Below are 22,857 nucleotides of genomic sequence, written 5' to 3'. Positions count from 1 at the left end.
GAGCTGAGCCGCTGACCGCAGCGAAGACAAGCGCGCGATCGACGCCGCTGATGACCGTACACACCTGAAAGGCATCTGATGACCGACCTCGGCCTCAACGAGCGCTTCGTCCTCATCCACAAGGGCCGCTCCATGTACTACGTCGGCGACGCCCTCGGCCACCGCTTCAACGGCCGCGACACGATCACCGTCTACGCCGACGACCAACCGATGACCCCGCTCCGCCGCCCAGGCTGGTACGCCGCCGACAGCGTCGGCCCCCACAGAATCGCCGTGCACGTTCCCCGCCCCGACCGCATCCTCGGCTACACGCTGAGCGACCCCACGGCCGAGTCTCCCCGCTTCCCCGGCACGCTCACCCCCGACGAGTACCGCGAGCGCGCCGACGCCAGCGACATCTGGTACCAGCTGTACACGCCCGCGTACGAGGGCGTCGACCCGGACGTCATCACCGTGCCGGGCCCCTGGACGGTACTCACCGACGGACCCTTCCCGCCCGACGACGCCGCTGGCACGTGGCACCCCAGCCTGCCGACCGAGCTCACCCGGCGGCCCGAGTACCACTTCCTGTTCCCTGGCCACCTGTTCGGCTTACGCGCCGCACTTCAGGCGCGCATCCGGGAGATGCCGCACGTCGAGTACTGCCACGAGCAGGAGCGGAAGCTCGACGTCACCATCAAGGTGCCACTGCAGGTGCCCGAACATGAGTGGGTCACCCCGATCTACTCACCGCGCCGCCGCGGCAAGAAGGTCCAGCGGGAGATCACCATCACCCGCCGCCTCTCCCTGGCCGTCCCTGACGGCGTCTCCGGCAGCTCCTACAGCGCCGCACGGAAGGCATGGGACGAGCAGATCGCCCACTGGACCGGCATCGTCACCGCCGCCTCGGCGAAGGGATGTAACGCCTGCCAGGGCCGCGGCTACGTCATCGTCGGCTCCGAGGAGCACAACCGCCTCTAGCGCAGGCCGCCCGCCAAGGCGGGCGGCCTCACCGTTCGACACCCAGCACCCGCACACCCGAAAGGCCTATCCCCGTGACCCCTCGCACCGGCCGCCCCGCCACCATCGACGTGACCTTCACCGCGGACGACCCCATGCACCCCGGCAAGGGCGGCGCCTTCGTCTGGCGCGTCCCCAACGACTACTCCGCCATCCTCGACGACCGCCTTCCCGTGTGGACGATCATCTGGCCTGCGGACGGCCGCAACCTGTACGTGAACCTCGACGACTACTCCCGCCCGCCGGTCGGCCTGCACGCCCGCCAGAAGGCGCGCACGCTCGCCGACGCATGGCAGATCGTCGAGGCATTCGTCGCCGCGGACAGCTGGGACGCCGTCTTCCCCACGAGAACGGGCCTCTGGATCGAACCCGACGCCGACCCGGTATGGTCCGTCAACCGCGTCATCGGCACCGCGGCAGAACCCGCGCGGCCCGGCAATGTCATCGACGTCACCTGCGTCCTGGACGACGACGCAGGCAACGCCGGCAACGGCGCCGTCTTCCGCTGGAGTAGCCCCGCGGAGCTCACCGACCGCCGCCCCGACTGGTCGATCCTCTGGCATCCGGCCAGACGGCTGGAGGTGTTCTTCACCAGCGGCCCCCACTCCTCTCCGGTCACGCTGCACACCGGCGATCAGCCACGCACGTTCGACGCCGCTTGGAAGATCGTCAAGGAGTTCATCGCCTCCGACGCCTGGGACTCACACTTCGACGACGAGCACCACCCGCACGGCTACACCGTGATCGAAGGCAGCCCGCGCCGGTGGGACGTCCGCCGTACTGGAACCGCCGCCGGCACCGACGCGCCGGCCCCCGTCGTCGACGTCACGTTCACGCCGGGCGAGAACGGCGGCTCGTTCACCTGGCTGACCCCCGAGGGTTTCGGCTATCCAGCACGCGAGTGGGAAATCATCTGGCGGCCCGCAGGCCTCGCGCTGATGTGGTTCTGGCCCGGCTTCGCCGGCTACGAGGTTGCCGGCCTGTACGAACCCGAATGGCAGCCGGAAACCCTGGAGCAGGCGTGGGGCTCGGTCGAGGCGTTCGTGGCGTCCGACGCGTGGACGTGGGGCGATCCGGACGGCTGGGCCGGCAAGCGCGTGCCGATCGACCGTCACGCCGAGCCCGTCTGGACCGTGCGCCGCATCAGCGCCGTCACGTGGGAGAACGCCACCGAGGACCGGCACCCGGACACGATCACGCTGCCGTACGTGCACGTCGACCACGACACCAACTGGCCGGCCGTGGGCCCCGGTAAGCCGGAGTTCCCGTTCGTCAGCCAGGAGCCCGGCCGCGTGTACGTAGGGGAGTGGGCGTGGAGTCCGGACCAGGCCGAGCAGTTCGCCGCGGTGGTCGCCCTGAAGGCACAGCAGGCGCGCGTTCCGGACCTGGACGCCTACAAGGAACTGGCGCTGTTCCTCGCGCGCCAGATGCAGCCGGACGACGACGGCGACGTGTGCCACTCGCCGCAGTCGCTCGCCGAGGCGGTCATCCGCCGCTACTCGCTCCACCCTCGCAATGGCTGACTTCTCATAAAAATAACTCTCCTGTATGCTTTTTGTGTAGCTCAAGGGAGATGGAAGGGGGGCGGCATGGAAGGCATCGACGTCTTCATCAAGGCTGCCGTCGGCGGCCTCGCGTGCTTCTGGCTGGGTGTGCTGCTTGGCAAGGTCGTCGTCCCGCGCGTCTACGACATGGCCGAACGGATCTACGTCAAACGGCTGCGCCCCGCGTTCCGCGCCCGCCGCCGCGAGCGCCGCACACCCCGAAGCTGACCCCATAAGGCGGGGGCGGCGCATACGCGCAGTCTCCGCCTTGCCTATGCAAGCACCTGAGGAGACCCACATGCCCCGATACGTCCTCAAGCCCGCCCCGAACGTCGACGTGTACGTCATCTTCTCCACCGTCGTCATGGGAACGACCTGGGAGGGAAACCGCGCGGCCCTCAAGGAGTTGTACGCCGACGGCGGCACCGACCCCGCCGAGGTGGCCGAGCTGCTCGCCCGCGCCGACGCCACCGGAACGTCCGACAAGGACGGCACCGGCGGCTGGGACGACCCCGGCGAGCTGTTCCTCTACGAGCTCTCATAGCCCGGCCCCGCCCCTGACCGTTCCTGGCGCGGCACCCGCCCTTCGGCGGCGCCGCGCCTCCGCGCTCGCCCGCGCCTCCGTACTGAAAGGCAACACCTCATGCCCAACACGCGCTCGATCGCCGGCCGTCACACGCCCGAGCCGTCTGGCCAGGACCGCCTGGCCGACCTGAGCGACCAGCGCGCCGACCTTGCGACGATGCTCCGGTACGGTGCCTGGCGAGGCCTCGACGATCCCGGTCATCCGCACGCCGCCGTGCTCGCACGCCTGCGGGCCGCCCTCGCCAGCAGCGACCCCGCCCGGCACCAGACCCGCACGGCGCACTCATGGGCGCGCTCGGAAAGGATCAACCGGCGCGGCGCAGTCGTACGCGGCGACGAGTCGTTCGCCACCTGCCTGTGCGGATGGGACTGGCACGACACGAGCCGCCGAGCATGCCGCGCCCGGGCGCGCGCCCACCGCGAGGACGCCACCCGGCTGCGCGTCCCCGCCGACGACGAGGCCGCGCTGCTCGACCTGCTCGACCCGTACGGGCTCGACCGGCCCCGCCGCGTCTTCACCGGTTGGACCGACGACGAGCGCTCGCCCGGCCTGTACCGGCCGAGCCAGTGGGTGACGGAGGCCCCCATCGTGGCCGTGGAACCCCTGCCGACTTCTGATCCGCGCCTGTGCCGCGTGCGGCTCACCGTCGCTCGCCCGGACATGCCAGATGTGGCCGCGGCCCGCCTGCGGGTGACGACGATGGATCTGCGCTACGAACCGGATCCGCGCTTCGCTCGCAAGGTCATCGCCGGGCTGCCGCCGCTGCCGGCGGATTCGGCGTTGAGGTCACATCGCGACCCCGTCCGCCTCGCGGCCCAAAGCTGAACCACGATGGCGGTCCCACGCCCGAGACCAGCGAAATGGGCCGACACAGCGGAGGGCCCGAACCCCGCAGGATCGGGCCCTCCGCTGCGCCTCCCGGTCTACCAGCCGCCCAGGTGCCGCAGCATGCCGCCGGTGTGGCGGACGCCGCCGCCCACGCTCGCAGGTGCCCAGCCGCCCGAGTCGCTCGCGGTCCAGCCGCTGCCGTGGTTCCCGTATCTCGTCATGATGGCGAGCCTGCCAGGCCGGCTGTGCGCGCGGCAAGATCCCCGCGGCCGGCTCCCCGGGCCGCCCCGCACGGGCGGGTGAAGCAGGCCTGGCCGGGCACCGCCAACTTCCCAAAGAATTAACTATCTTGTACTATAGAAGTGCAAGAAAGGGGGAGTGATTCCCCTTGTCTGCTCGCCGAAAGGAACGCCTGCATGCCGCGCCGCAACGTCACCCCCATCCGCCTGTACAACACCATCGCCCGCGCCCGCCACGCGGAAGTCGACAAGGCTGTTCTGACCAGCGGAGCCGAGGGCTGGTACCCGCTCGCCCTCGCGGTCATCGAGGCCCGCCAGGCGTACATCCAGATGTACGTCGCCAATGGCACCCTCGACGGCGACACCGAACCCACCACCGAGCAGGTTCCCGAGATCTCCGTTCTCGGCAAAACCCTCCAGGAGTGGCTCGACGCCCAAGAGGACCGGGTCATCTACTCCATCGCGTCAGCTGAGAACTTCCCCGGCCACCTCATGGCGTACGTGTCGGCGAAGTCGCTGCGCTGGTGGCTGAACGTCGCCTTCGGCCAGATGCCCTCGCAGAAGCACGTTGAGGAGGAGGCCGAGAGGCGCCGCGCCGAGGCGGCGCAGGGCGTCACCGCGACCGGCGCACGCCAGACCGCGACCGCCTGACTGTTCCCCCTATCCGTTACGCCGCCCCAGCTGCAGCCGGGGCGGCGTCCTCCTTTCAAGGAGTCCCTGACGTGACCGTTCTCGCACATCAGCCTCCCTGCACCACCTGCCACGCGAAGGCCGGGCGGCCGTGCCGATGGGAGCACACGCGGCGCACCACTGAACCTCAGCCGGTGCCCCACCCCGTCTCCGCGTCGAACCTCATGGGCGTGATGCGCGCGAACGAGGTGGAAACACTCGACGACGTGCGCGACTGCCTGACGCGGCTGCGCGAGCTCTACGACGAGGGCGCGGGCGTGTACGGCGCCGCCATGGATGACGCCCTCACCAAGAAGGTGCTGTGGCACGTCGCCTGCGGACACGCCCAGGCCGCCGAGATGGCCTGCGTCATCCTCGACCGTTCCGCGTGGGGACCCGCTCGCTGACCACCCGCCGCGCTGCTCGCCCCGTTCACGCCGAAAGCCCCGTCTCACCCACCCGGAGTTTCCCCATGTCCTCGCACGTCCGCATGACCGCGTCCGCCGCCGACCTGGTCGCCATGATCGAGACGAGCAGCCAGCGCACCCTCCGCTCCTTCGACCAGCCCGACCGCTCCTACATCGACGCCGTCGGCCACGCGGCCCGTAACGGCCACACCCCGCCGATCCCCGCCCACGTCGCCAGCCTGCTACGCCGCAACCCTCGCAGGGGCACGCACCTCGTCCTCACTGGGCATCAGCAGGCCGCCGTCCGGCTGTGGCGGCGGCACCGCATCGCGTACGCCATCGACCGCACCCTGTGGGAGGAAGTGGGCGACACCGACCCCGGCGACATCCTGCCCGCGAACCTGTTCGACCAGTTACCCCACAACGACCCGTTCATCGCCTTTCCCGAGCCGCTGGTGCTCAACCGCGAAGGCGACCTCGTCGAGCACATCGTCGGCGTGTTCGTGACGGGTCACCTGCCCACGTCAGACGCCGCAGGAGCCAACACGACCGGGCTTGGGATGGTCGCGGCCGTCGCGAGCGACATCCTGAGCGTCGGACAATGCTCCACACACGATGACCATCGCGCGGCGATCAGCCTGATGTTCGCCGGCATCGCGTACGGTCCCGACGGGCGGCCGCACATGGTCAACGGCGCGGTCGACCTGCGCTGGACGCACATCGCGTTCACCATGGAGGACGACCAGTCCATCGCGACGCTCATCGACCACGTCGTAGCCGAGTACGGCGACCGCGTGCCCGAGAACGCCTCCACCGGAGCCGAGATCAGCGTCACCGGCGACATCGCCCATATGCTGCGGCGAGCCGTCTCGCTGATCATCTACCTGTGCGCGGAGAACGCCGACATCGTCGCCGCCCCCCGTGCGCCGGCGAACCGCCGCCGGAGCAGCCGCCCAGGCCAGCAGCCGAAACCCGCGCGCGTGCTGAACGTTGGCTACCGCATTGGCGCGCAGCTGCGCGCCTGGCGGGCGGCGATCCGCCGCTCGTCCACGGGGTCCACAGGGCAGAGCAGCCGCCCGCACGTGCGCAAAGCTCACTTTCACACCTACCGGCACGGCAAGGGCCGCGCTCTGCGCAAGATCCGTTGGCTGTCTCCGATCCCGGTGAACTTCCACGGCCGTGACGCCGACACCACCACCGTCATCCCCGTCGGATGACCCGCGCCCCCGCCGCCGGGGGCGCACCCCGCCCTGTTCGTCCGACGAAAGGCCGGCCCTTGAGTCAGCACCACGTCACCCTAAACGGCGTCACCTACCGGCCCGGCGTCTATCCTCCCTTCGCCAAGATCGTCTGCCGCGCCGCCGGCGTTTTCCGCGAGCCAGCCGCTTCGGAAGCCCGAGCGGCGAAGGTGGCCTACTTCGCCCGGCTGTACAACGTGCCGTCGCGCACCGCTTTCCAGATCGCTCGCAGCATCACTCTGCGCAAGTACACGTACGCGCGCCTCGAGGCCGAGCGAATCGAACGGGAGAGGATCGCGGCGTGCCGCGCGTGGGGTTGCTGCCCCGTCTGATGAACCGCGCGCCATGCGAGACCGCCTCGGCACGGCGCGCGGTCCTCCCGTCCCTTCGCCTCCGACCAGCGACCACGACCACGAGAGGCAACATCGTGTCCCAGCAAGACCTCAAACCGATCAGCATCGTCTGCGGCGACTGCGGCACCACCGATGAACGCGCCATCGCTGGCGACGACATGGGCCAGGCCGCCCGCGCCACCCTGCGCCGCGCAGGCTGGCGCCGTGACGAGACCGGCGACCACTGCCCGCGCCACATCCCCGTCAAGGAGCTGACCGCCCAGGCCGGGCTTCCCGCGGGCGGCAAGCTGCGCGAGCTCCTGCCGGAGCTGGCCCGGTACGTCCTGCCGCCGCTGGCCAAGGCACAGCCGCCGATCATCACCGTTGAGGACCTCGACAGGTACACCGACGTCGCGCTGCTGGACGTCGCCGGGTTCGGCGCGGCCCGCCTGACCAAGCTGAAGGATGCGCTCGCCGGCCGCATCGGCCGCACCGAGGCGCTCACGTGATCAATCAGGACGCGCTCGTGGACCTGGTCGCTCAGCTCGCGGCCGCCGGCCGCGACGACCCGACGATCGCGGCCCAGCTCGAACTCGCGCCTCACGAGATCCGCGCCATCCGCAGACGCAACGACATCCCGGCAGGCGAAACCCGCTGGCTGGGCAAACCCCCGGCAGGAGAACCCGCGTCATGAGCCTGGCCCACAACCAGGAACTCCTCCTGGCCGCCCACGCCGTCGCCGAGGCGCTCGTCACGTCCCGCGACGTTCCCGCCGCTCCCGCGCCTGCCAGCTTGCGAAGTTACCGCGGGGACTGGTCCGCCGGGCGGCTCTTCCTGGCCGCGGTCGTCCTGGTCGCCGACCGGCACCAGGCTGGACAGCGCCGGGACACGTGACGCAGAACAGGCCGGTCGGGTGGGCCGCCGCGCAGGGCCCGTACGGCGGGTCGCGCGCATGCTCAGCCACGCACGCGCCCGCCGACGGCAGCCGAATCGACACGTAAATAACTGCCCTGTACTATATTTGTGTGAGCAGGGAGGGGCGATCTTCCTGCGCAACGGACCAGGAGGACATGCATGAACCACGTGTGCGACAGCAGCTGCCAGCCCACGATCACCGACCACGGTGACGGCATCACCGAGACGTACAGCCCGCACGGCGGCGCCCACATTTTCCGCATGCCGGCCGCAGTCACCCGCGACGGCGTGACCATCTCCACCCACCCCTCCTCGTACTACGTCACCACGCGGTACACGCGCCTCGACGACCCGTACAGGCCGCTCCAGTACGAAACCACCGTCAACGGCTGGTCCGGCGAGGACAGCATGCGCAAGTACGCGTTGCACGCCCTCCGCGCCGTCGTATCCCGGCTCAACTGACACCCGCCCCTGTCGCCCCCGCCGCCACGGCGGGGGCGACAGCCGCCCAGGACGGAAACCATGACCACGTCGCCGAACCCGGCAGCGCCGGCAGTCGAACCCCCGCGCCCGGCAGTGCTGCACATCGTCCAGACCAGCCACCACACGCCCACCCTCAGGCCGGGGCTGCTGTTCACCGGCCCGCTCACACCGATCTGGCTCCACATCAACAACGCCGACGGCACCTACACGATCGCCCACCTCGCCGGTGAAGAACTCACCGTCCTCACCCGTGACGCCGCCGCGTGCGGCTGTCCGTGACCTGCAACAGAGAACCATCCGGCCCAATGTCCCGACCGAGAGGAACGCGATGACCAACCCCGGCCCCCTTGCCCGCGAGCGGTTCGTGCTCCAGGACACCTGGCCCGCCGAGCACGCCGAGCAAATCGCCGCCGACGGCTGGAGCGTCGTCAACGCGCCGCGCCCGCTGATCGGCCGCATCACCTGGGAGGGCGCCTTCCTCACCGGGATCTTCTACGCGGCCGGCCCCGTCCAGGAGTTCGGCGAACGCTGGCGGCGCGACGACGCCACGCTGCTCACCCCGCTCAGCCACGCCGACATCCTGGACAGGATGCGGGCCGTCTGCGCCGAGTACGGCACCACGCTGGAGGCGTTCGCCGCCGAGTATGACGGCGCCGCGCGAAGCCTCGCCGACGACCTTGACCTGCCCTGGGATGAAACCTGGCTCGTCCCGCCCGTTGAAGGAGAAGACCCCCGTTGATCCGGCTCAACCTCGACAAAGCGCTCGCCGAACTCGCCTACCGGGAGCGGGACGCCCACGAGCGCGCCGAGCGCACCCGCGCCGAGCAGGCGGCCCAGCGCGCCCGCAAGACCGTCGGCCTGCACGTCTGGTTGCTGCCGGAGCACCGGCGGCCGAACGAGCCGGGTGCCTTCCCTGACATGGGTGTGGCCGGCGACAGGGGAGCGGTCGCCCTCCAGCTCGTCGCCGACCTGCGCGACATGTTCACCCTCGACGGCAACGACCGCGCCGCCGAGGCCCTCCAGCAGGCGCTCACCGCCCTGGACGACAACTGACGACCCATGCCACGAACTCCTGCCTCAAGCTCACGGCCCCCGGCCATCCCCTGAAGGAGCAACGTTGACCCGCATCTACTACGACACCGAGTTCCTCGACACCGGTCACAGCATCGAAGGAGTCTCCATCGGCCTGGTAGCCGGCGAGCGCGAGTATTACGCCATCAACGGCGACATGCCGCAGGCGTCGATCTACTGGGACAAGTTCTTGCGCCCCGAGGTGATTCCGCACCTGCCGCGATATCCGGGCCCGGTCCGGCCGCACCGCTGGCTCGACCCGTGGCATCCGGACGTGAAGCCGCGGCAGCAGATCGCCGCTGAGGTCTACGCGTTCATCACGTCGTTCCCCGACCCCGAGCTGTGGGGCGACTGGTCCGCCTTCGACCACGTGGGACTGTCCTGGCTTGCCGGCCGCCCCATGATGGAGCTGCCGCCGGGCGTGCCGGACCGTACGAACGACCTGCAGCAGGAAGTGGCCAGGCTCGGCAACCCGCCCCTGCCCGAGCAGACGACCGGACGGCATCACGCTCTTCACGACGCCCGCCACAACCAGCAGGTGGGGGACTACCTCGAAGAGCTGGCGAACAAGCGGATCACGATCAACGGACGCCTCTACGAGGTCATCAAGTGGGACTCACGCGACGGCAACGGCGACGAAGAGGCGTGGATGCTGTACGCGCGCCGGCTCCCGGCCGGGTGACCGCCGCCGACCGGACAAGGCGCCAACTTGCCCACAAAATAACTCTGCTGTATTATTTAATACGTGGAAGGGGGGACCTCTTCCGGTCCTGCTCGACTCGACACCACGGAAGGAACCCCCATGATCACCATCACGCCGCCACTGCCTCTCGCAAGCATCGACCCCGCGAGCCCGCACCTGCCCGCGAACCACACCCCCGGCCATCTGACCCCGTCGCCCGTCGTCTTCCAACTGGAGGAGCGCGACGGCGTTACCGTCGCCGTCGCGCTTCAAGCGGCGGCGTTCGACGACGGCAACCCCGTCACCTACGCACTCCAGGACGTTCAAATCCTGCTCCTTACGCATGGTGACGCTCACACGCTCACCGGAAGCCTCGACCTTCACGACACCCACGGCGACACGTTGACCGTGACAGTTCGTGACGGGCAGGCGGAAGCGCTCTGGTCCTGACTCGCGCCCCCTCTCCCGCCAAGAGCGGGGGAGGGGCACCCCGCGGCGGCGACTCGCGCCGCCGCCACCCGCACCCCGACATCAGCCATCCCTCCCGAAACGGTCATGATCACCATCACGCCCCCGCTGCCGCTGACCGACATCGACCCGGCCAGCCCACACCTGTCCAGCAACCACAGGCACGGCCGCCTCGTCCCCGTGGACGTCGTCTTCCACCTGGAAACCGACGACAGGCCGGTCGCCACCGCGCTCACATGGGTGGGCCCCGAAGGGGGCGACGTGTTCAACCCGGCGGCTGAAGTGAGGCGCATCATGCGGCTCCACCCTGACCACACCTTCGCTGGGACGATCACTTTTCCTGCGGAGGTCGGCGAGGTCCTGCTGGTGACCGTCGCCGACGGCATCCTCACCGACGCCTATCAGCCCTACGACCCCGCCAACGCCCTGCACAATCCCCGAGAGGCTGCGCGAGCATGAGCGCCATCACTCCCACCGCCGCCATCGCCGAGCGCGCGGCCCACCTGCGCGAACTCCTGGACCGCGAGCACTACTACAGCCTCGCCATCCCCCGCACGGAAGCGACCGCCCTCGCTCAGCAACGGCGCCCTCTGCCGTGCCCGCCCCCCACCAGCCTGCCGCCCTCCACCGACTGGACCGAGGTGATCGTGCGCGGCTACGCGAACGAGTTCGGCATCGTCTTGGTGTCCATCTGCCCGCACGGCAGCGCCGCCTACGACGTACTTCCCGATGACGGTGGTCAGGCCAGCGGCCTCACCTGTCACTCCGCACGGGATGCCGTTGACGAGCTCCGCCGCCTCTTCGCCTGATCGGCCCGGCGCTCCGCCGGGCCGATTCCCCTCACGCCACTCACGCATCCCCGAGGAGCGCCACGTGATCGACCACGACCGGCCCCACGACCTGGACGACCATGCCGCCCTGGCCACGGAAGACGACGCCGGTCCCCGCGTTGCACAGTTCCAGCCGAACCGGATCAGCCGGGGCATCATGGCCAAACTCGAAGCGGCAGGCTTCGCAGTCAGAGTGCCGGCCGCCCCGCACGGCGCCTCATGGGCGCTGACCCTGTACAACGCCGGCTGTCCGTGGGACGGCGTGCTGTACGTGTCCAAGCAGAAGGGACGGGCGCTGCGGATCACTCTCACCTGGCATCCGCCCCGCCAGGCGCACCAGACCCGCAGGGCCGAGGGCGCCCACGCCATCCACGGCCTTCTTCGACAGTTCACCCCGGACGGATGGAAGACCAGCCATGCGTGATCAGCTCGTCGTCACCGGAGACGCCATGGTGGACGCCTACCTGGCGCTGGCGCGCTTCGTTCGCTGCCCGCAGCGCTCGCTGGAGGCCGCCGAGGAGGTGCTGACCGAAGCGCAGCAGTTCGATCGCAAGCACAACGGCTGTTACGGCACCGCCGAGGACCGCCAGCGCGCCGAGAAGAGGTACGACGAGGCCAAGCAGGCACTCGACCTCGCCCGCGACGCCGAGGACAAGGCCGCCGGTGAGGCGCGGCAGGCCTCGCCCCGCCTGTTCGACCTGGCCGAGGACGAAGTCACCGGATTGTGGGAGGACTTCTACGGCCCCAGCGGTGCCGCGTATGACCGCAGCAAGGACGACATGCCCGACGACGACACCCCCTGGTGCGCACTGGAGCCGGGCACCATGGTGCAGATTCGCTACCTCACCACAGGCCAGGTCGTGACGTGGCAATTCGTAGAGCTCGGCGAGCCCCACCCGGACAACGGCGCGCTGCGCATCGCCCGCTACGTCGAACGCAGCAGGTGGCGTGCCACCCCCGCCCTGGTCGAGCTGGCGGTTGACCCGGAAGCCCCCGTGGGTCTGCACGCCCGATCCAAGTACATGACCATCGCTCACCCGTGAAAGGACCCGCATGGGCGCCACGTTCAAGACCGAAGGCCGCATCCGCATCACTCCGCCGCTCCCCGGCACCGCGGCGAATCCCCTCGTGCACGGGCGGCGCGCCGACGGGCCGCCCGTCGACCTTCTCTTCCAGACGTGTTCCGAGGACGGCCTCCGTGGCATCGGCGCCGTCGTCGCCGCGGAGGAGTACCCGCATCGTTTCGGCGACCTGGCCGGCCAGCTGCAGACCATCATCGATCACTTCCCCGGCCACACCTTCGACGGCGTGATCACCTACACCGGCGACGACCCGAGCGACGTCGTCACGATCGAGGCCAGAGACGGCAGAGCTGTCTTCACCGGAGATCCCACGTTTCCCGACGACGAGCAGGACGACGCCCAGCAGCCCCCGTGGCCACCGGAGGAGACGATCACAGGGATGGCCAGCCCCGAGCCCCGGCGTGACGGCGCGTCCCTGCTGACGTTCGCCGCGTTCCTGACCTCCGATCAGGCTCTCGCGGCGGCCGCCGTCCGGCTGCTGCCGATCCTGGACGCGTTGGACGGCGCCGACGGCGGCGCCGCTGCCGTCGTGGACGAGCCGACGCGCCAGGCGCTGCTCCGGCTGGCCGACAGCGGTCACATCGACGACATCGCCCAGGTGGTCGCGGCGGCCGTACGGGCTGCCAAGCCGGAGCCGCAGCGTGCACGCCGCTACCGCTTCGACGGTGACGATCCCGGCGGCTGGCCGATCACGACGCTCGTGATCCCGCACCGCGGCGGTTACATCATCCGTAAGGGCGACGAGAGCGGCCCTGTCTGGAACCACGACGCGTGCTGGTGGAACGGCAGCTGGAGCTACGCCGAGGATGGCCCCACCTATGTACGAACCGAAGCGGAGGCGCTGACGCTGGCCCGCCATCTCGCAGGCCTCGACTACGAGCGCACCACCATCCGCGACCACGACGACGGCGACCCGTACGCCGAGCTGGTGAGCCGGTACACCATTCACCAGCGCTCGCCCAGCGTTGAGGACTACGTCGCCAGCCGAGACACCGTGCACGTGGAGCGGTACCGTCCGGTGTCGATCCTGCGGGGGAGGGACAGCTTCGAGGTACGGGTGCCCGAGGACCAGTGGGTGGTGGTGAGCGGCAAGCGGGCCGACACGTTCTGGGACGGGAAGCTCGGCGACTGGGACACCATCGACGGCGGCGGCTTGGAGCGGTTCGTCATGAGCAAGGAAGCCGCGCTGGACACCGCCCACCGCATCCTCGGCCTGAGCTCCCATTCAGCTTCGCCAAAGTAATAACTATCCTGTACTATTTAAGACGTTAAAGGGGTGGAGCGTTCGGGGGGGTGCCGGTCTCGGCGTCCACCCCGGCTCACTTCCGCCCCTTCCGGCGTTCGTCTCTTCCGTCCCGATGAAGGAGTCCCTCTCTCGTGTTCCCACCTCTCCTCTGGGAAGACCAGCCCGACGGCAGCAGCGTCGGCCGCGCTGGCGGCGTCGAGCTGTTCGCGATCACGCCTGCGCGAAAGTCGCCGCCGTCCGGCGACGGCACGGACGTCCGACGGCCGGTCAAAGCCTGGCTGCTCACCTGCGCCCTGCCGACCGCAGCCGGCAAGGCCAGCCAAGTCGGCGTGATCAGTGTCCCCTCCGGCAAGGCCCGCGCCCAGGACCTGCTCGCGAACGTGCGCCTCATGCTGCTGCCGGGCATCGCCGACGTGAGCCGTTTCACCGTGGACGGCAACACCGTCCCGATCACCGACGACAGCTACGACACCAGCCGCCGCGCCTACGTCGAACGCGGTCCGTACGGCTGGGCGATCCGATCCGAGAGCCCCGCGGGACCGATCCTCAACTACGACAAGAGCGCCTGGGTGGAACTGGACGAGCAGGGCGACATCGCCGAGTACGACTTCGACGACCCCGCCACGGTGCAGCGCCCCTTCGACGAAGCCTACGCCGCCGCACGCTCCGTCGTCGGCCTCGACCGCTGACCTGCCCTCGGTGGGGCGGAAGCCTGTGCACTTCCGCCCCACCTCACATTCTTTCTCTCCCCCGCGCCGACCTCTCACGAAAGCAGGCCCTCATGACTGACCGCAGCCCCAAGCGGCTCAGCTGGAGCGACTGGCACGCCGACTCCCTCGTCGCCATCGGCACCTTCAACGGCAGCCGCGCCTTCACCATCACCCGCGCCCACGACGTGACCGGCACCCTCCTCGACCGGGACAAGCCGTTCGCCCTCAGCAACTACATCGGCATGCCCGGCCCCCTCGACTACCCGAGCCTGGAGCAGGCGCAGGAACGCGCCGAGGTCCTCCTCGAGGCGTTCCTCGCTGACTTCGGCCTCACGGTCGCCGACCCGTACGCCGACCTGGCTACCCACTACACCATCCATCCCATCCCGCCCGGACAGTCCGGCCACGATCCCGCCCAGGCCGTCCACGTGATCGCGTACGGGACCGCCTGGGTGATCCGCAGCGGACGCCCCGGCGGCGACTACTGGGACCGCAACCCCCAGCGGCGCGGCTGGTGCCCGCCGCGCGGCACCATGGAACGCTTCCTGATCGGCGACCGCACCGAGGCCCTGGAGGAGGCACATCGCGCCGCCGGCCTCGACATCCCGACCCGGCAGGCATGACCGCCGGCGACGTCGCCGAGCTTCTCGCGGCCGCGGAGAAGGGCCCGCCGGCCTGGCTCCGCGGTCTGCACGAGCACCTCGCCCGCCGCACCGGCCGCGAGCACGGCCGCAGCTGCTGCACCTGCTGGGCCTACTCGCTCGGCTACAACGAGATCGACTGGCCGCTCGACGATCACGAGCAACGCCACCAGTAACGCTGCCCAGCCAGCGAAGGACCGCTGCGGGAGCGGGCGCCACGGAGGCGCGCCCGTTCCTGCGGCGGCCGGCACCACCCGATGCGACGTAAGCGGACAGCCCCGGCACCCTGCGCGACGACCTGTCAACGCTCGGGGGAGTCGTACCGTGCAGAAGATCCAAGCCCGCTACTTCACGCAAGGCCGCATCCGCAAAATCCGCCTCCTGGTGATTCACAGCATGGAAGCGCCGGAGAAGCCCACGACCGCGGAGAACGTAGCCAAGTGGTTCGCCACCAGCGCGCCCCGCACCAGCGCGCACGTGTGCGTCGACAACAACTCGACCGTCCGCTGCGTAGACGACAACGACACCGCCTGGTGCGCGCCGAACGCGAACGCCGACGGCCTGCATGTCGAACTGAGCGGCTACGCCCGCCAGACACGCGCCGACTGGCTGGACACGTTCTCCCGCGCCACCCTCGCCAACGCCGCCAAGGTCGTCGCCAGCTGGGCGAAGAAGTACGACATTCCCGTCAAGAAGCTCACCCCGGCCCAGGTCGCGGCCGGCAAGAAGGGCATCTGCGGCCACGTGGACGTCACCCGCGCCTACCCCGGCACCGGCTCCCACACCGACCCCGGTAGCAAGTTCCCCTGGGATGTGTTCATCGCCATGGTGAAGGACGAGCTCGACGGCAAGCCGGCCAAGCCGGTCTCCTGGTCGCGCACCCTCGTCTACAAGAAAGGCAAGGCCCTCATGCAGGGGGCCGACGTCACGCAGTGGCAGGCCCGGATGGACGCGCTCGGCTACGACATCGACGTCGACGGTCTGTACGGGCCCGCGTCGGCCGCGATCACCCGCACGTTCCAGGGGAAGGCCGGCGTGCTCAAGACCGGCTCGGTGGACAAGACCACCTGGCAGGCCGCCCAGAAGGCGACGGCGAAGTGACCTTCGCTGATGCCCTCAACGTCCTGAAGGCCGGCCGCAGGGTCCACTCGCGCCGGGTGGGACGGCAAAGGCATGTGGATCGTCCGCGTGCCCGGCTCAACCATCACCGTTGACGCGCGGCGCCCGCTCGGCCAGGCTGCGCCCGAACTCGTCGGCCGGACGGTCACCTACCAGCCGCACATCGACATGTTCACCGCGGACGGCCGGATCGTCCCGTGGGTTGCGTCCCAGTCCGACCTGGACGCCGACGACTGGGCCGTTGTGTGACCGATCGGCATGAGCAGACCAGGCCGGGCGCTCACTCCTCGTGGAGGGGCGCCCCAGGCCCGTACAGCTCGACACCCCGCGCCATGAGCCAGATCGTCACCCGTCGCTTGGTGACGTGCAGCTGATCCGCGATCTCCTGCAGCGTCCAATCTTCATCCCGGTACCAGGCCACAGCACGGTCAGCGCGAGGGTCATCAACCGAGAGCAGGCCGCGCTTGGCCAACCACCACATCACCGTTGAGGACGAGCACCTGCCCCCGCCGCCGGCGGCGGCCGCCGCGTCGCGGGCGATCTCCGACATGTTCCAGCCCGCCTCCACCCGCGCCTGCAGGAACTCACTGGTCAGGATGTCGCCCCAGGTCGGCCGGGAGCTGCTGTGGCTGCCCCGGTGCGGGATGCCGAACCGCGTCAGCGCCCGGTACACCGTGGACACGTCGCATCCGGCGTCATCCGCGATCGTCTCGACCGGGGCGCGCTCTCGCAGGTAGCGGCGACGCAACCAGTCGGGGGTGAGGCGCGGGTTGGCGTTGGCCGGGCGGCGCATGACGGGCTCCTTCGTTCACGTTGAACGATGGGCGCCCGGAAATGGAGCCCAGCCGGAGCCGGGGAACAACCACGCCCAATGGGGCGGCAATGAGGCCGAGGCGCCCGACGCCAGGCTACCGCCTGCGGACGACAGAAGGGGAGCCTTCGCGCCGAAGGCTCCCCCAGCGCTACAGCATCACGGTCAGGGTGACCGCGGTGGCTGCGGCCCCAGCGATGGCACCCGCGAGAGCCTGGGCGGGAGTGTGGTCGCGGATCTCCGCGCGAGCCCACCCGATCAACGCCACCACCACCGCGCCGCCCGCGAGCACCACGACAGGCGCGGGCAGCACCCACGCCAGCATCACCACCGACCCGCCGGCCACAGCGGTGTGAAATGAAATCTTCCAGCGGAGGGTGATCGGGCCCACCACGGCGAGCGTGGCGAGCATGATGACCACGCACGCCACCATCACCTGCGGGGCGCCGAGCACCACGAGCAGCCCGAGCGCGACCGTGACCAAGGCCACGATCACGGCAACCAGCTTCGGCCGCTGGCTGCGCTCCCCGATGTGCCAGTCGCCGAACCAGCCCTTCCGCACCCCGCCGAAGATGATCACGGCCGGGACGCCACCGCACAGGGCTGCGGCGAGGACGCCCCAGCCGAACCCGGCCCACCCCGATGTGACCGCGCCCACCACCAGCGGCAAGCTGATCACGATCCACATCGGCGCGAACAGGTCCGTCAGGAGCCGAGCCGCGCGACGCTGCGGCCGCGCCGCGCCCTCTGCTGCTTGTACTGCGTCGCGACCTGGCGCAACCACGTGGTCTCCCTCTCAAATCGTCGCTTCATGGCATCGAGAGTCTCGGTCCCCGGGCTGGCGCCCGTGTCCGAGTCGTTCTCGTCCGGGCCGGGGCCAGGGATCTGCCCTGCGGGCGCGTTGAACGGCGCCCCCGCTCGGGCATCCTTCAAGGCGTCGGCGACCCATTCGGCCGCCACTCGGGGGTCGTTGCTCTCCGGCGGCGTGATCACGGACGTGAGGTTGAGCATGCCGTCCTGAATCTCCAGCACCCGCCTCACGACCCGGGTCTGCAGCGGCACGTCCATCTTGAGCTTCACGTCGGGGTACTGGTCGATGAGCGCCTTCCACAGCGGCCGCAGCTCCCGCAGGGCGGTGAACTCCCGCCACCGCGCGACGCCCGCCCGCCACGCCGGGATCGACGTGCCGGCCGTAATCCCGAACAGGCAGATGACGAGCGTCACCCGCCCAAGGATGGGGATCTCCCGCAAGGTGGTGTCCGGATCGAACAACGTCACGAGGTTGATCGTCATGACGTGCAGCCGGTTGATCACTCCGGCGACCATGCCGATCGTGGACAGCACCAGGCCGAGCCGCAGCAACGGCGGTGCCACTCGCGCGTACCCGCCGAACATCCACCCGGCCGACGCCAGGCAGGTCATCAGCCAGGAATCGAACACCGCGAGGTAGACCCGCCCGGAAGACGCGGTCGGGAAGGGTGCGTGCGCGCCGTCCACCCAGTAGATGCGGCCGCCCCTGGCGATGAACATCGCCGTCAGGACGGCCATTACCACGGCGGCGATCGGCCAGATCCAGCGGGCCCGCGACGGCCGGCCGTTGCGCGTGATCACCTCCACGTAGGCGAGCAAGCTGGTCGCCGAGGCCAGACCGGTCAGGTGTCGCAGCAGCGTGGCCAGTTCGGTGCCGGTGGTGGCGTCCATCCACGCTACGACCGGCGGCGCCGTGACCACCCGGGACAAGGCCATGCCGGTGAACGCTCCCCACAGCATCACCTGCTCGAGCGATGTCCGATGCTTCAGGGCGTGTAAGGCAGGCCGAACGCGGGAGATCGAAGCCCCCCACAGAATGATCAGGAGTAACCAGTCCACCCAGGTCATGCCGGGCTCCCTATGATTCGTAGCCGAAGGTTCTGGATAAGCGGTGCAGGCCCTCGTCGCCGTCTTGAGGCGGAGGGGTGTGGGCGCGCGTCAAGATCAGGGCTGCGAGTTTCTCGGCGTCACGTTCCCACTCGGTTTCGTAGCGGCCGCGTCCCGCCGCCATGATGGGGCCGAGCATGCGCCGGATGAACACCTCAGCGTCGCCTCCGACGCGGCCATGCTTCAGGAGCATGTGGCTGACCTCGTGGAGCGCGATATTGACTCGCAGCAGCCCGGAGGCGCCTGGGTCCACGAAGAGGTGGTCCGCGTTTTTGGTGCCGAGCCATAGCCCCGTCACAGCGCCCCTCGCTTCGTCGGGCAGGTCATGCATGTGCAGCGGGCGCTGTCGTACATCGCGGATGCGATCAAGGAACGCATCCAGCGTGAACGGATAGGGGATGGGCGCCTCGAGCAAGGCAGCCAGGAGCGCAGGGGACGGCAATGTGTGACCTTTCGGCTGGAGCCCGGACAGACTACCCGGGGTCTCCGACAGCCCCTTCTAACTTCCGTCTACATCGCGATCGTCGCTGCCGCGTTTGCTCGCCTGGGTATCGCCATGGTCGGCCGCAGGGGTGACGTTGCTCGTGCCCGGTTCAGGTTGGCGTGGCCTTTCGCCGAGGCCTTCAGCTTCGAAGACGGCGTCAACGATCTTGACGAGGGCCACACGCTTGAGAGCGTCCATGCCGTTCCAGCGTTCGGCGATGTACTCGATGCCCACCGCTTCCACGCGCTGGCGGATGTGATCCTCCTGCCGCCGCTCTTCTTCGGTGAGGGGTTCGGCGGGGTCGTCGCCCAGAAGCCAGCCTCGCTGTACGCCAAGCAGGTCCGCGAGTGCATTCACGGTCTCAATGCCGGGATTGGTGCTCTTTCCCTTTATCAGCGCGCTGATGTACGCATTGGAGAAGCCCACGCCCTTGTACCCTTTGGCCTTCAACGCGCGGGCCACGGCACGGGCGGACAAGCCCTGGCGGTCCATCGCTTCCGCCAGCCGCTCGGCAAAGGTTGCCACTTCCATCCGCTCCTCACGCCCGGCATGTCTCTTAGGTCAGCCGTCCAACCTATGTGTTCTGTGTGCGCCTACAGTACACAGCTTGTGTCCATTGTGTCGGCTCAGTTGACAAATGGGAGGGTCTGCCAGAAGATCGTCCCTCCGGCCGTGAAGCGCGGCCGAACAGGCATGTCCTGAATGTGCGTCCTGAGTAGACGCTCAGGACGTGCGATCTCCATAGCCCCCGAGACCTGGAGAGACGCGCGTTGAACGAGCTGGACCCCGCAAGCCGCGAGCAGTTCGACGAGATGCTCATCTCCGACGCCGTTCGCTTCTGGGAGAAGGTCCAGGGGCGTCCCAACGAAGCCCGGGCGTTCCTTGACACCGCCGTGGCGGCGCTGGGCCGCGAGCAGGAGCGCACCAAACTGCGGCAGGCCGTACTAAGGCACATCATCGGCATGGGGATGAAGCGCCTGCGGGACGAAGGCGTCGAGGTCAAGCAGATCGTCTCCCGCACCCGCCTCGGCGATCAGAGTGGCAAGCCCGTCAGCCGGGCATGGGTGGACAAGCACATGCTCACGGACGGGCAGATGGCGGACATCGTGGACGCCTTCGCCAGGGCCGAGCAAGCCTACGACGCCCTCGCCAACGACACCGAGGCGTTCTCCGCCACGCGCGCGCAGGCCCGCCGCACCGGCAATCAGCTGCGAGCACTCATGCGCTGGATCGGTGTACGGCTCAGCGGTGTCGCCGCGGTGGCAAGCGTGACTTGGGTAGTCGCCAAGTACGGCGTCGAACTGGACACGATCACGCTGGCCGCCGGCGGCTTCATGGCCGCCGCGGTGGCGAGCCGGGTTGCCGCCGCCCCCACCGTTCCCGGCCTGGAGCAGGCCACCGTGCATCTCGGCAACGGCGCCGGAAGCGGGCTGTCGTCCCTTAGCAGCGTGTGGTCCGGAACGACACAGGCGGGCAGCGTAGCCAGCGCGGGCGCCACCTCGTCCGGCCCTGTCGCCACGGCGATGACGAAGGTAACCGTCGGCGTCGTCACCAGCGTCGAAGTGTTCGCGGGAGTGTCGGCCCCGGTGGCCACCACACTCGTCGTGGTGCCTCCTGCGATCGCCGCCGCGCCGGCTGCACACCAGGCCGCTGAGGACGTGACGAACTCCTGGCCGGACCTGTTCGCTGAACAGCCGGGCGATCCCGCGCTGCTCACGTATACCAGCCCAACCCCATCCCCGACTCTCGTGGAGGACATCGACGAGCCGGACGCCGAGGCGACGCCCACGCCTTCGCCAACCGCCTCCGCCGCCTCACCATCAGGTGCAGTTGCGTCATCGCCAGCCGTGACGTCCCAAAGCCCATCTTCTTCGCCGGCCGCAACAAAGCCACAGACGACGCCGACAACGGCGGACACGGTAACGCCGACGATGACCGCCAAGCCGACGAGCGCCGACACGCCGACGCCGCAGGTGCACACGGACCCGGGTGTTGTTCCCAGCCCGTCTCCGTCGACTCCCTCTTCGAGTTCGACCAGCACCCCGGACCTACCTTCGACACCGACTCCCACACCGAGCCCTTCGCCCTCGTCCACATACACACCGACCACGGAGCCGACGTTGTCCCCGACACCGACAGCCGTTCCCGATCCGCTGACGCAGACGCCAGCAGGTCCGCCGACCGGCAGCCCGTCGCCAGCAGCTTCGCCATCCGAACTACTGGCGACCATGCCGACGTCGGCGCCGTCACCGTCGATCGAGACGCCGTCGCTCAACGGTGACTCCCTAGGAGTTCAGCAGGATGCCGGACCGCCACCGGGAGACCTCACCGTGATCAGGTGACCCGATCCGGGGGCGAGCCGGCCTGGCGGCCCGTGGCCATGGCGTAGATATCAGCGTGATCCGCATCATCCTCACACCGCCAGGCGATGCGCACCAGGCGGTGCACGGCCTCGTGCATGGTCTCGTGCGGGATGCCGAGCGCCACGGCGTTGATACGGTGGGCGGCCTCGGCGCAGAACGGCCGGTAATCGGCGAAGTCCTCCGTGCCTCCGGCGGGCACCTCCACCGAAACGGACCGGCGCTCGCTGCCCGCCAGCTGGTACCGGTACAGATGCAGATAGGCGCTGACCCGGCCGACGTGATACCAGCCGGGCACCTTTGCGACCAGGTCGTCCAGGTGGTCCATGAGCTGCTGGTGGCCAGCATCGAAGGGCACGAACTCCGGAGGTGCGGACGTCACCACGGCGCCGTCTCTCGCAGGTCGGTGAGCCACCTGGTCACGGCGTCCATCTGCGACTTCACCAGGGCCACGGAGGCGTCGACGTGGATGAGCAGCGTAGGCGAGCCCGCTGCGGTACGGTCCTCGCCCCATCCGGAGTCCTTGCCACCGAACACGTTGTCCACCCAGACGAGCGGGCGATCGCCGACATGTTCGAGGATCGCCCCGCTTTTGAGGGAACAGCCGAATCGGGTGTCGCTGTCGTACGGGCCGACGTTCATCACGGGCAGGTCCGGCAGGTCGTACGCTCGCGCGAGGAGGGCGTTGGCCGTCTGATGCCACGATGTAGCCCACGCGATCTCAACGTCCAGGGCGGCGATCGCGCGCAGCCACACCCCATGCGCGGGATTGACCAGGACCAGGCCGTTGACAGGCTCCCTGTCCGGGCCCGGCCCGATGTAGCGGCGCTGCTCGTACACCGGCATCCCGCCGGCTTCGGCTCGGGCGGCGACGCTGGGAGATGCGGGCAGCAGAACGTCGTCGGCGTCCATGGCAAGAACCGGCCGGCAGCCTCGCGGCGTCCTCACGATGTCCCGCCGGTCGAGCAGGCCTCACCGCTGGCGGCGCGACGAACCAAGGTCACCGATCGCGTGTCCCACGTTCGGCCCAGGATGCGCGCGGAGGTGTTGCCTCCGCGCCTCACGCTCCCGGACGTGATGCGCAGGTGGACGCCGCTCTTGGTCTTGTCGATGACAACGCCGGTCCGGTAGGTGCCTTCCGTGACGAACCGCACCTCGTCGTTCAGTTCGACCTCCTCGAAGGTGATGGGAGCATC

Annotated in this window: 37 protein-coding genes and 1 pseudogene; 28 read left to right on the top strand and 10 right to left on the bottom strand. The window is 69.4% G+C overall.

Features of this window, described 5'->3' with window-relative positions:
* The first annotated feature begins 78 nt into the window (after positions 1-78).
* From ETD86_RS37415 to ETD86_RS37400, 4 genes are all read left to right on the top strand, one after another.
* Positions 79-960, top strand: coding sequence for a hypothetical protein (locus tag ETD86_RS37415; RefSeq protein WP_138671379.1), 882 nt, complete (start codon positions 79-81; stop codon positions 958-960).
* A gap of 74 nt (positions 961-1,034) precedes the next feature.
* Positions 1,035-2,522, top strand: coding sequence for a hypothetical protein (locus tag ETD86_RS37410; protein ID WP_138671378.1), 1,488 nt, complete (start codon positions 1,035-1,037; stop codon positions 2,520-2,522).
* A 66-nt stretch (positions 2,523-2,588) separates the two neighbouring features.
* Positions 2,589-2,771 carry a hypothetical protein gene (locus ETD86_RS37405; protein WP_138671377.1) on the top strand — a complete coding sequence of 61 codons (183 nt, stop codon included), beginning with the start codon at positions 2,589-2,591 and terminating at the stop codon, positions 2,769-2,771.
* Positions 2,772-2,841: 70 nt separating this feature from the next.
* Positions 2,842-3,087: a hypothetical protein gene (locus ETD86_RS37400; RefSeq protein ID WP_138671376.1), complete on the top strand. Its 246-nt coding sequence runs from the start codon at positions 2,842-2,844 to the stop codon at positions 3,085-3,087.
* Positions 3,088-3,411: 324 nt separating this feature from the next.
* Here the strand turns inward: ETD86_RS37400 and ETD86_RS60315 are convergent, their stop codons facing one another.
* Together ETD86_RS60315 and ETD86_RS59360 are read right to left on the bottom strand one after the other, a co-directional pair.
* The gene (locus tag ETD86_RS60315; RefSeq protein WP_425465679.1) at positions 3,412-3,852 is read right to left on the bottom strand and encodes a GNAT family N-acetyltransferase; all 441 of its coding nucleotides are present in this window, start codon (positions 3,850-3,852) and stop codon (positions 3,412-3,414) included.
* Positions 3,853-4,052: 200 nt separating this feature from the next.
* The gene (locus ETD86_RS59360) at positions 4,053-4,178 is read right to left on the bottom strand and encodes a hypothetical protein (protein ID WP_281287022.1); all 126 of its coding nucleotides are present in this window, start codon (positions 4,176-4,178) and stop codon (positions 4,053-4,055) included.
* Positions 4,179-4,373: 195 nt separating this feature from the next.
* Between ETD86_RS59360 and ETD86_RS37390 the strand changes: the two genes are divergently transcribed.
* The 23 genes and pseudogenes from ETD86_RS37390 to ETD86_RS37280 form a co-directional block, all read left to right on the top strand.
* Positions 4,374-4,847 carry a hypothetical protein gene (locus ETD86_RS37390; RefSeq protein WP_138671375.1) on the top strand — a complete coding sequence of 158 codons (474 nt, stop codon included), beginning with the start codon at positions 4,374-4,376 and terminating at the stop codon, positions 4,845-4,847.
* Between the two features lie 71 nt (positions 4,848-4,918).
* Positions 4,919-5,272: a hypothetical protein gene (locus ETD86_RS37385; protein ID WP_138671374.1), complete on the top strand. Its 354-nt coding sequence runs from the start codon at positions 4,919-4,921 to the stop codon at positions 5,270-5,272.
* Between the two features lie 65 nt (positions 5,273-5,337).
* Positions 5,338-6,489: an AcrVA2 family anti-CRISPR protein gene (locus ETD86_RS37380; RefSeq protein WP_138671373.1), complete on the top strand. Its 1,152-nt coding sequence runs from the start codon at positions 5,338-5,340 to the stop codon at positions 6,487-6,489.
* Positions 6,486-6,842 carry a hypothetical protein gene (locus ETD86_RS37375; RefSeq protein ID WP_138671372.1) on the top strand — a complete coding sequence of 119 codons (357 nt, stop codon included), beginning with the start codon at positions 6,486-6,488 and terminating at the stop codon, positions 6,840-6,842. Before ETD86_RS37380 ends, ETD86_RS37375 begins: the two co-directional genes overlap by 4 nt.
* A gap of 95 nt (positions 6,843-6,937) precedes the next feature.
* Entirely contained in the window at positions 6,938-7,351 is a 414-nt protein-coding gene (locus tag ETD86_RS37370) for a hypothetical protein (RefSeq protein ID WP_138671371.1), read from the top strand.
* Positions 7,348-7,536, top strand: a complete 189-nt coding sequence (locus ETD86_RS37365; protein ID WP_138671370.1) for a hypothetical protein — start codon at positions 7,348-7,350, stop codon at positions 7,534-7,536. Before ETD86_RS37370 ends, ETD86_RS37365 begins: the two co-directional genes overlap by 4 nt.
* Positions 7,533-7,736 carry a hypothetical protein gene (locus tag ETD86_RS37360; protein ID WP_138671369.1) on the top strand — a complete coding sequence of 68 codons (204 nt, stop codon included), beginning with the start codon at positions 7,533-7,535 and terminating at the stop codon, positions 7,734-7,736. Before ETD86_RS37365 ends, ETD86_RS37360 begins: the two co-directional genes overlap by 4 nt.
* A 180-nt stretch (positions 7,737-7,916) precedes the next feature.
* The gene (locus ETD86_RS37355) at positions 7,917-8,219 is read left to right on the top strand and encodes a hypothetical protein (RefSeq protein WP_138671368.1); all 303 of its coding nucleotides are present in this window, start codon (positions 7,917-7,919) and stop codon (positions 8,217-8,219) included.
* 60 nt (positions 8,220-8,279) lie between these two features.
* The gene (locus ETD86_RS37350; RefSeq protein ID WP_138671367.1) at positions 8,280-8,519 is read left to right on the top strand and encodes a hypothetical protein; all 240 of its coding nucleotides are present in this window, start codon (positions 8,280-8,282) and stop codon (positions 8,517-8,519) included.
* Between the two features lie 49 nt (positions 8,520-8,568).
* Positions 8,569-8,979 carry a hypothetical protein gene (locus ETD86_RS37345; protein WP_138671366.1) on the top strand — a complete coding sequence of 137 codons (411 nt, stop codon included), beginning with the start codon at positions 8,569-8,571 and terminating at the stop codon, positions 8,977-8,979.
* Positions 8,976-9,293: a hypothetical protein gene (locus tag ETD86_RS37340; protein WP_138671365.1), complete on the top strand. Its 318-nt coding sequence runs from the start codon at positions 8,976-8,978 to the stop codon at positions 9,291-9,293. Before ETD86_RS37345 ends, ETD86_RS37340 begins: the two co-directional genes overlap by 4 nt.
* A 64-nt stretch (positions 9,294-9,357) precedes the next feature.
* Positions 9,358-9,993: a 3'-5' exoribonuclease gene (locus ETD86_RS37335; RefSeq protein ID WP_138671364.1), complete on the top strand. Its 636-nt coding sequence runs from the start codon at positions 9,358-9,360 to the stop codon at positions 9,991-9,993.
* Positions 9,994-10,113: 120 nt separating this feature from the next.
* Entirely contained in the window at positions 10,114-10,443 is a 330-nt protein-coding gene (locus ETD86_RS37330; protein WP_138671363.1) for a hypothetical protein, read from the top strand.
* A gap of 105 nt (positions 10,444-10,548) precedes the next feature.
* Positions 10,549-10,920 (top strand): hypothetical protein, encoded by a 372-nt coding sequence (locus ETD86_RS37325; RefSeq protein ID WP_138671362.1) that lies wholly within the window; start codon positions 10,549-10,551, stop codon positions 10,918-10,920.
* Positions 10,917-11,270, top strand: a complete 354-nt coding sequence (locus ETD86_RS37320) for a hypothetical protein (RefSeq protein ID WP_138671361.1) — start codon at positions 10,917-10,919, stop codon at positions 11,268-11,270. Before ETD86_RS37325 ends, ETD86_RS37320 begins: the two co-directional genes overlap by 4 nt.
* Positions 11,271-11,334: 64 nt before the next feature.
* Entirely contained in the window at positions 11,335-11,715 is a 381-nt protein-coding gene (locus ETD86_RS37315) for a hypothetical protein (protein WP_138671360.1), read from the top strand.
* Positions 11,708-12,334, top strand: a complete 627-nt coding sequence (locus tag ETD86_RS37310) for a hypothetical protein (RefSeq protein WP_138671359.1) — start codon at positions 11,708-11,710, stop codon at positions 12,332-12,334. The genes ETD86_RS37315 and ETD86_RS37310 overlap by 8 nt, the downstream gene beginning before the upstream one ends.
* Before the next feature lie 10 nt (positions 12,335-12,344).
* Positions 12,345-13,616, top strand: coding sequence for a hypothetical protein (locus ETD86_RS37305; protein WP_138671358.1), 1,272 nt, complete (start codon positions 12,345-12,347; stop codon positions 13,614-13,616).
* Between the two features lie 134 nt (positions 13,617-13,750).
* Positions 13,751-14,308 carry a hypothetical protein gene (locus tag ETD86_RS37300; protein WP_138671357.1) on the top strand — a complete coding sequence of 186 codons (558 nt, stop codon included), beginning with the start codon at positions 13,751-13,753 and terminating at the stop codon, positions 14,306-14,308.
* Between the two features lie 92 nt (positions 14,309-14,400).
* On the top strand, positions 14,401-14,952 hold the full coding sequence (locus tag ETD86_RS37295; protein ID WP_138671356.1) for a hypothetical protein: 552 nt from the start codon (positions 14,401-14,403) through the stop codon (positions 14,950-14,952).
* Entirely contained in the window at positions 14,949-15,146 is a 198-nt protein-coding gene (locus tag ETD86_RS37290) for a hypothetical protein (protein ID WP_138671355.1), read from the top strand. Before ETD86_RS37295 ends, ETD86_RS37290 begins: the two co-directional genes overlap by 4 nt.
* Positions 15,147-15,294: 148 nt before the next feature.
* Entirely contained in the window at positions 15,295-16,071 is a 777-nt protein-coding gene (locus ETD86_RS37285) for a peptidoglycan recognition protein family protein (RefSeq protein WP_138671354.1), read from the top strand.
* 57 nt (positions 16,072-16,128) lie between these two features.
* A pseudogene (locus tag ETD86_RS37280) lies at positions 16,129-16,338 on the top strand (Thoeris anti-defense Tad2 family protein); the annotation flags it as partial.
* Between the two features lie 31 nt (positions 16,339-16,369).
* Here the strand turns inward: ETD86_RS37280 and ETD86_RS37275 are convergent.
* From ETD86_RS37275 to ETD86_RS37255, 5 genes are all read right to left on the bottom strand, one after another.
* The gene (locus ETD86_RS37275) at positions 16,370-16,882 is read right to left on the bottom strand and encodes a hypothetical protein (protein WP_138671352.1); all 513 of its coding nucleotides are present in this window, start codon (positions 16,880-16,882) and stop codon (positions 16,370-16,372) included.
* 169 nt (positions 16,883-17,051) lie between these two features.
* Positions 17,052-17,588 (bottom strand): hypothetical protein, encoded by a 537-nt coding sequence (locus tag ETD86_RS37270; protein WP_246148779.1) that lies wholly within the window; start codon positions 17,586-17,588, stop codon positions 17,052-17,054.
* A gap of 17 nt (positions 17,589-17,605) precedes the next feature.
* Positions 17,606-18,778, bottom strand: coding sequence for an MAB_1171c family putative transporter (locus ETD86_RS37265; protein WP_138671351.1), 1,173 nt, complete (start codon positions 18,776-18,778; stop codon positions 17,606-17,608).
* A gap of 10 nt (positions 18,779-18,788) precedes the next feature.
* The gene (locus ETD86_RS37260) at positions 18,789-19,232 is read right to left on the bottom strand and encodes a hypothetical protein (RefSeq protein ID WP_138671350.1); all 444 of its coding nucleotides are present in this window, start codon (positions 19,230-19,232) and stop codon (positions 18,789-18,791) included.
* A gap of 84 nt (positions 19,233-19,316) precedes the next feature.
* Positions 19,317-19,832 carry a helix-turn-helix domain-containing protein gene (locus tag ETD86_RS37255; RefSeq protein ID WP_138671349.1) on the bottom strand — a complete coding sequence of 172 codons (516 nt, stop codon included), beginning with the start codon at positions 19,830-19,832 and terminating at the stop codon, positions 19,317-19,319.
* A 239-nt stretch (positions 19,833-20,071) separates the two neighbouring features.
* Between ETD86_RS37255 and ETD86_RS37250 the strand changes: the two genes are divergently transcribed.
* Positions 20,072-21,643, top strand: a complete 1,572-nt coding sequence (locus tag ETD86_RS37250; protein WP_138671348.1) for a hypothetical protein — start codon at positions 20,072-20,074, stop codon at positions 21,641-21,643.
* On the opposite strand, the gene ETD86_RS37245 is transcribed toward ETD86_RS37250, so the two are convergent.
* The 3 genes from ETD86_RS37245 to ETD86_RS55800 form a co-directional block, all read right to left on the bottom strand.
* Positions 21,636-22,043 carry a hypothetical protein gene (locus tag ETD86_RS37245; protein ID WP_138671347.1) on the bottom strand — a complete coding sequence of 136 codons (408 nt, stop codon included), beginning with the start codon at positions 22,041-22,043 and terminating at the stop codon, positions 21,636-21,638. The two genes, ETD86_RS37250 and ETD86_RS37245, sit on opposite strands and share 8 nt — an antisense overlap.
* Entirely contained in the window at positions 22,040-22,573 is a 534-nt protein-coding gene (locus ETD86_RS37240) for a hypothetical protein (protein WP_138671346.1), read from the bottom strand. The genes ETD86_RS37245 and ETD86_RS37240 overlap by 4 nt, the downstream gene beginning before the upstream one ends.
* Before the next feature lie 32 nt (positions 22,574-22,605).
* Positions 22,606-22,857, bottom strand: a 252-nt coding sequence (locus ETD86_RS55800) for a hypothetical protein (protein WP_170223466.1), incomplete at its 5' end; no start/stop codon positions are given.

It is taken from the genome of Nonomuraea turkmeniaca, from assembly GCF_005889735.1.
Taxonomy (GTDB): domain Bacteria; phylum Actinomycetota; class Actinomycetes; order Streptosporangiales; family Streptosporangiaceae; genus Nonomuraea; species Nonomuraea turkmeniaca.
The sequence above is the reverse complement of the archived record's forward strand: the minus strand, read 5'-3'. Positions and strand labels throughout refer to the sequence as shown.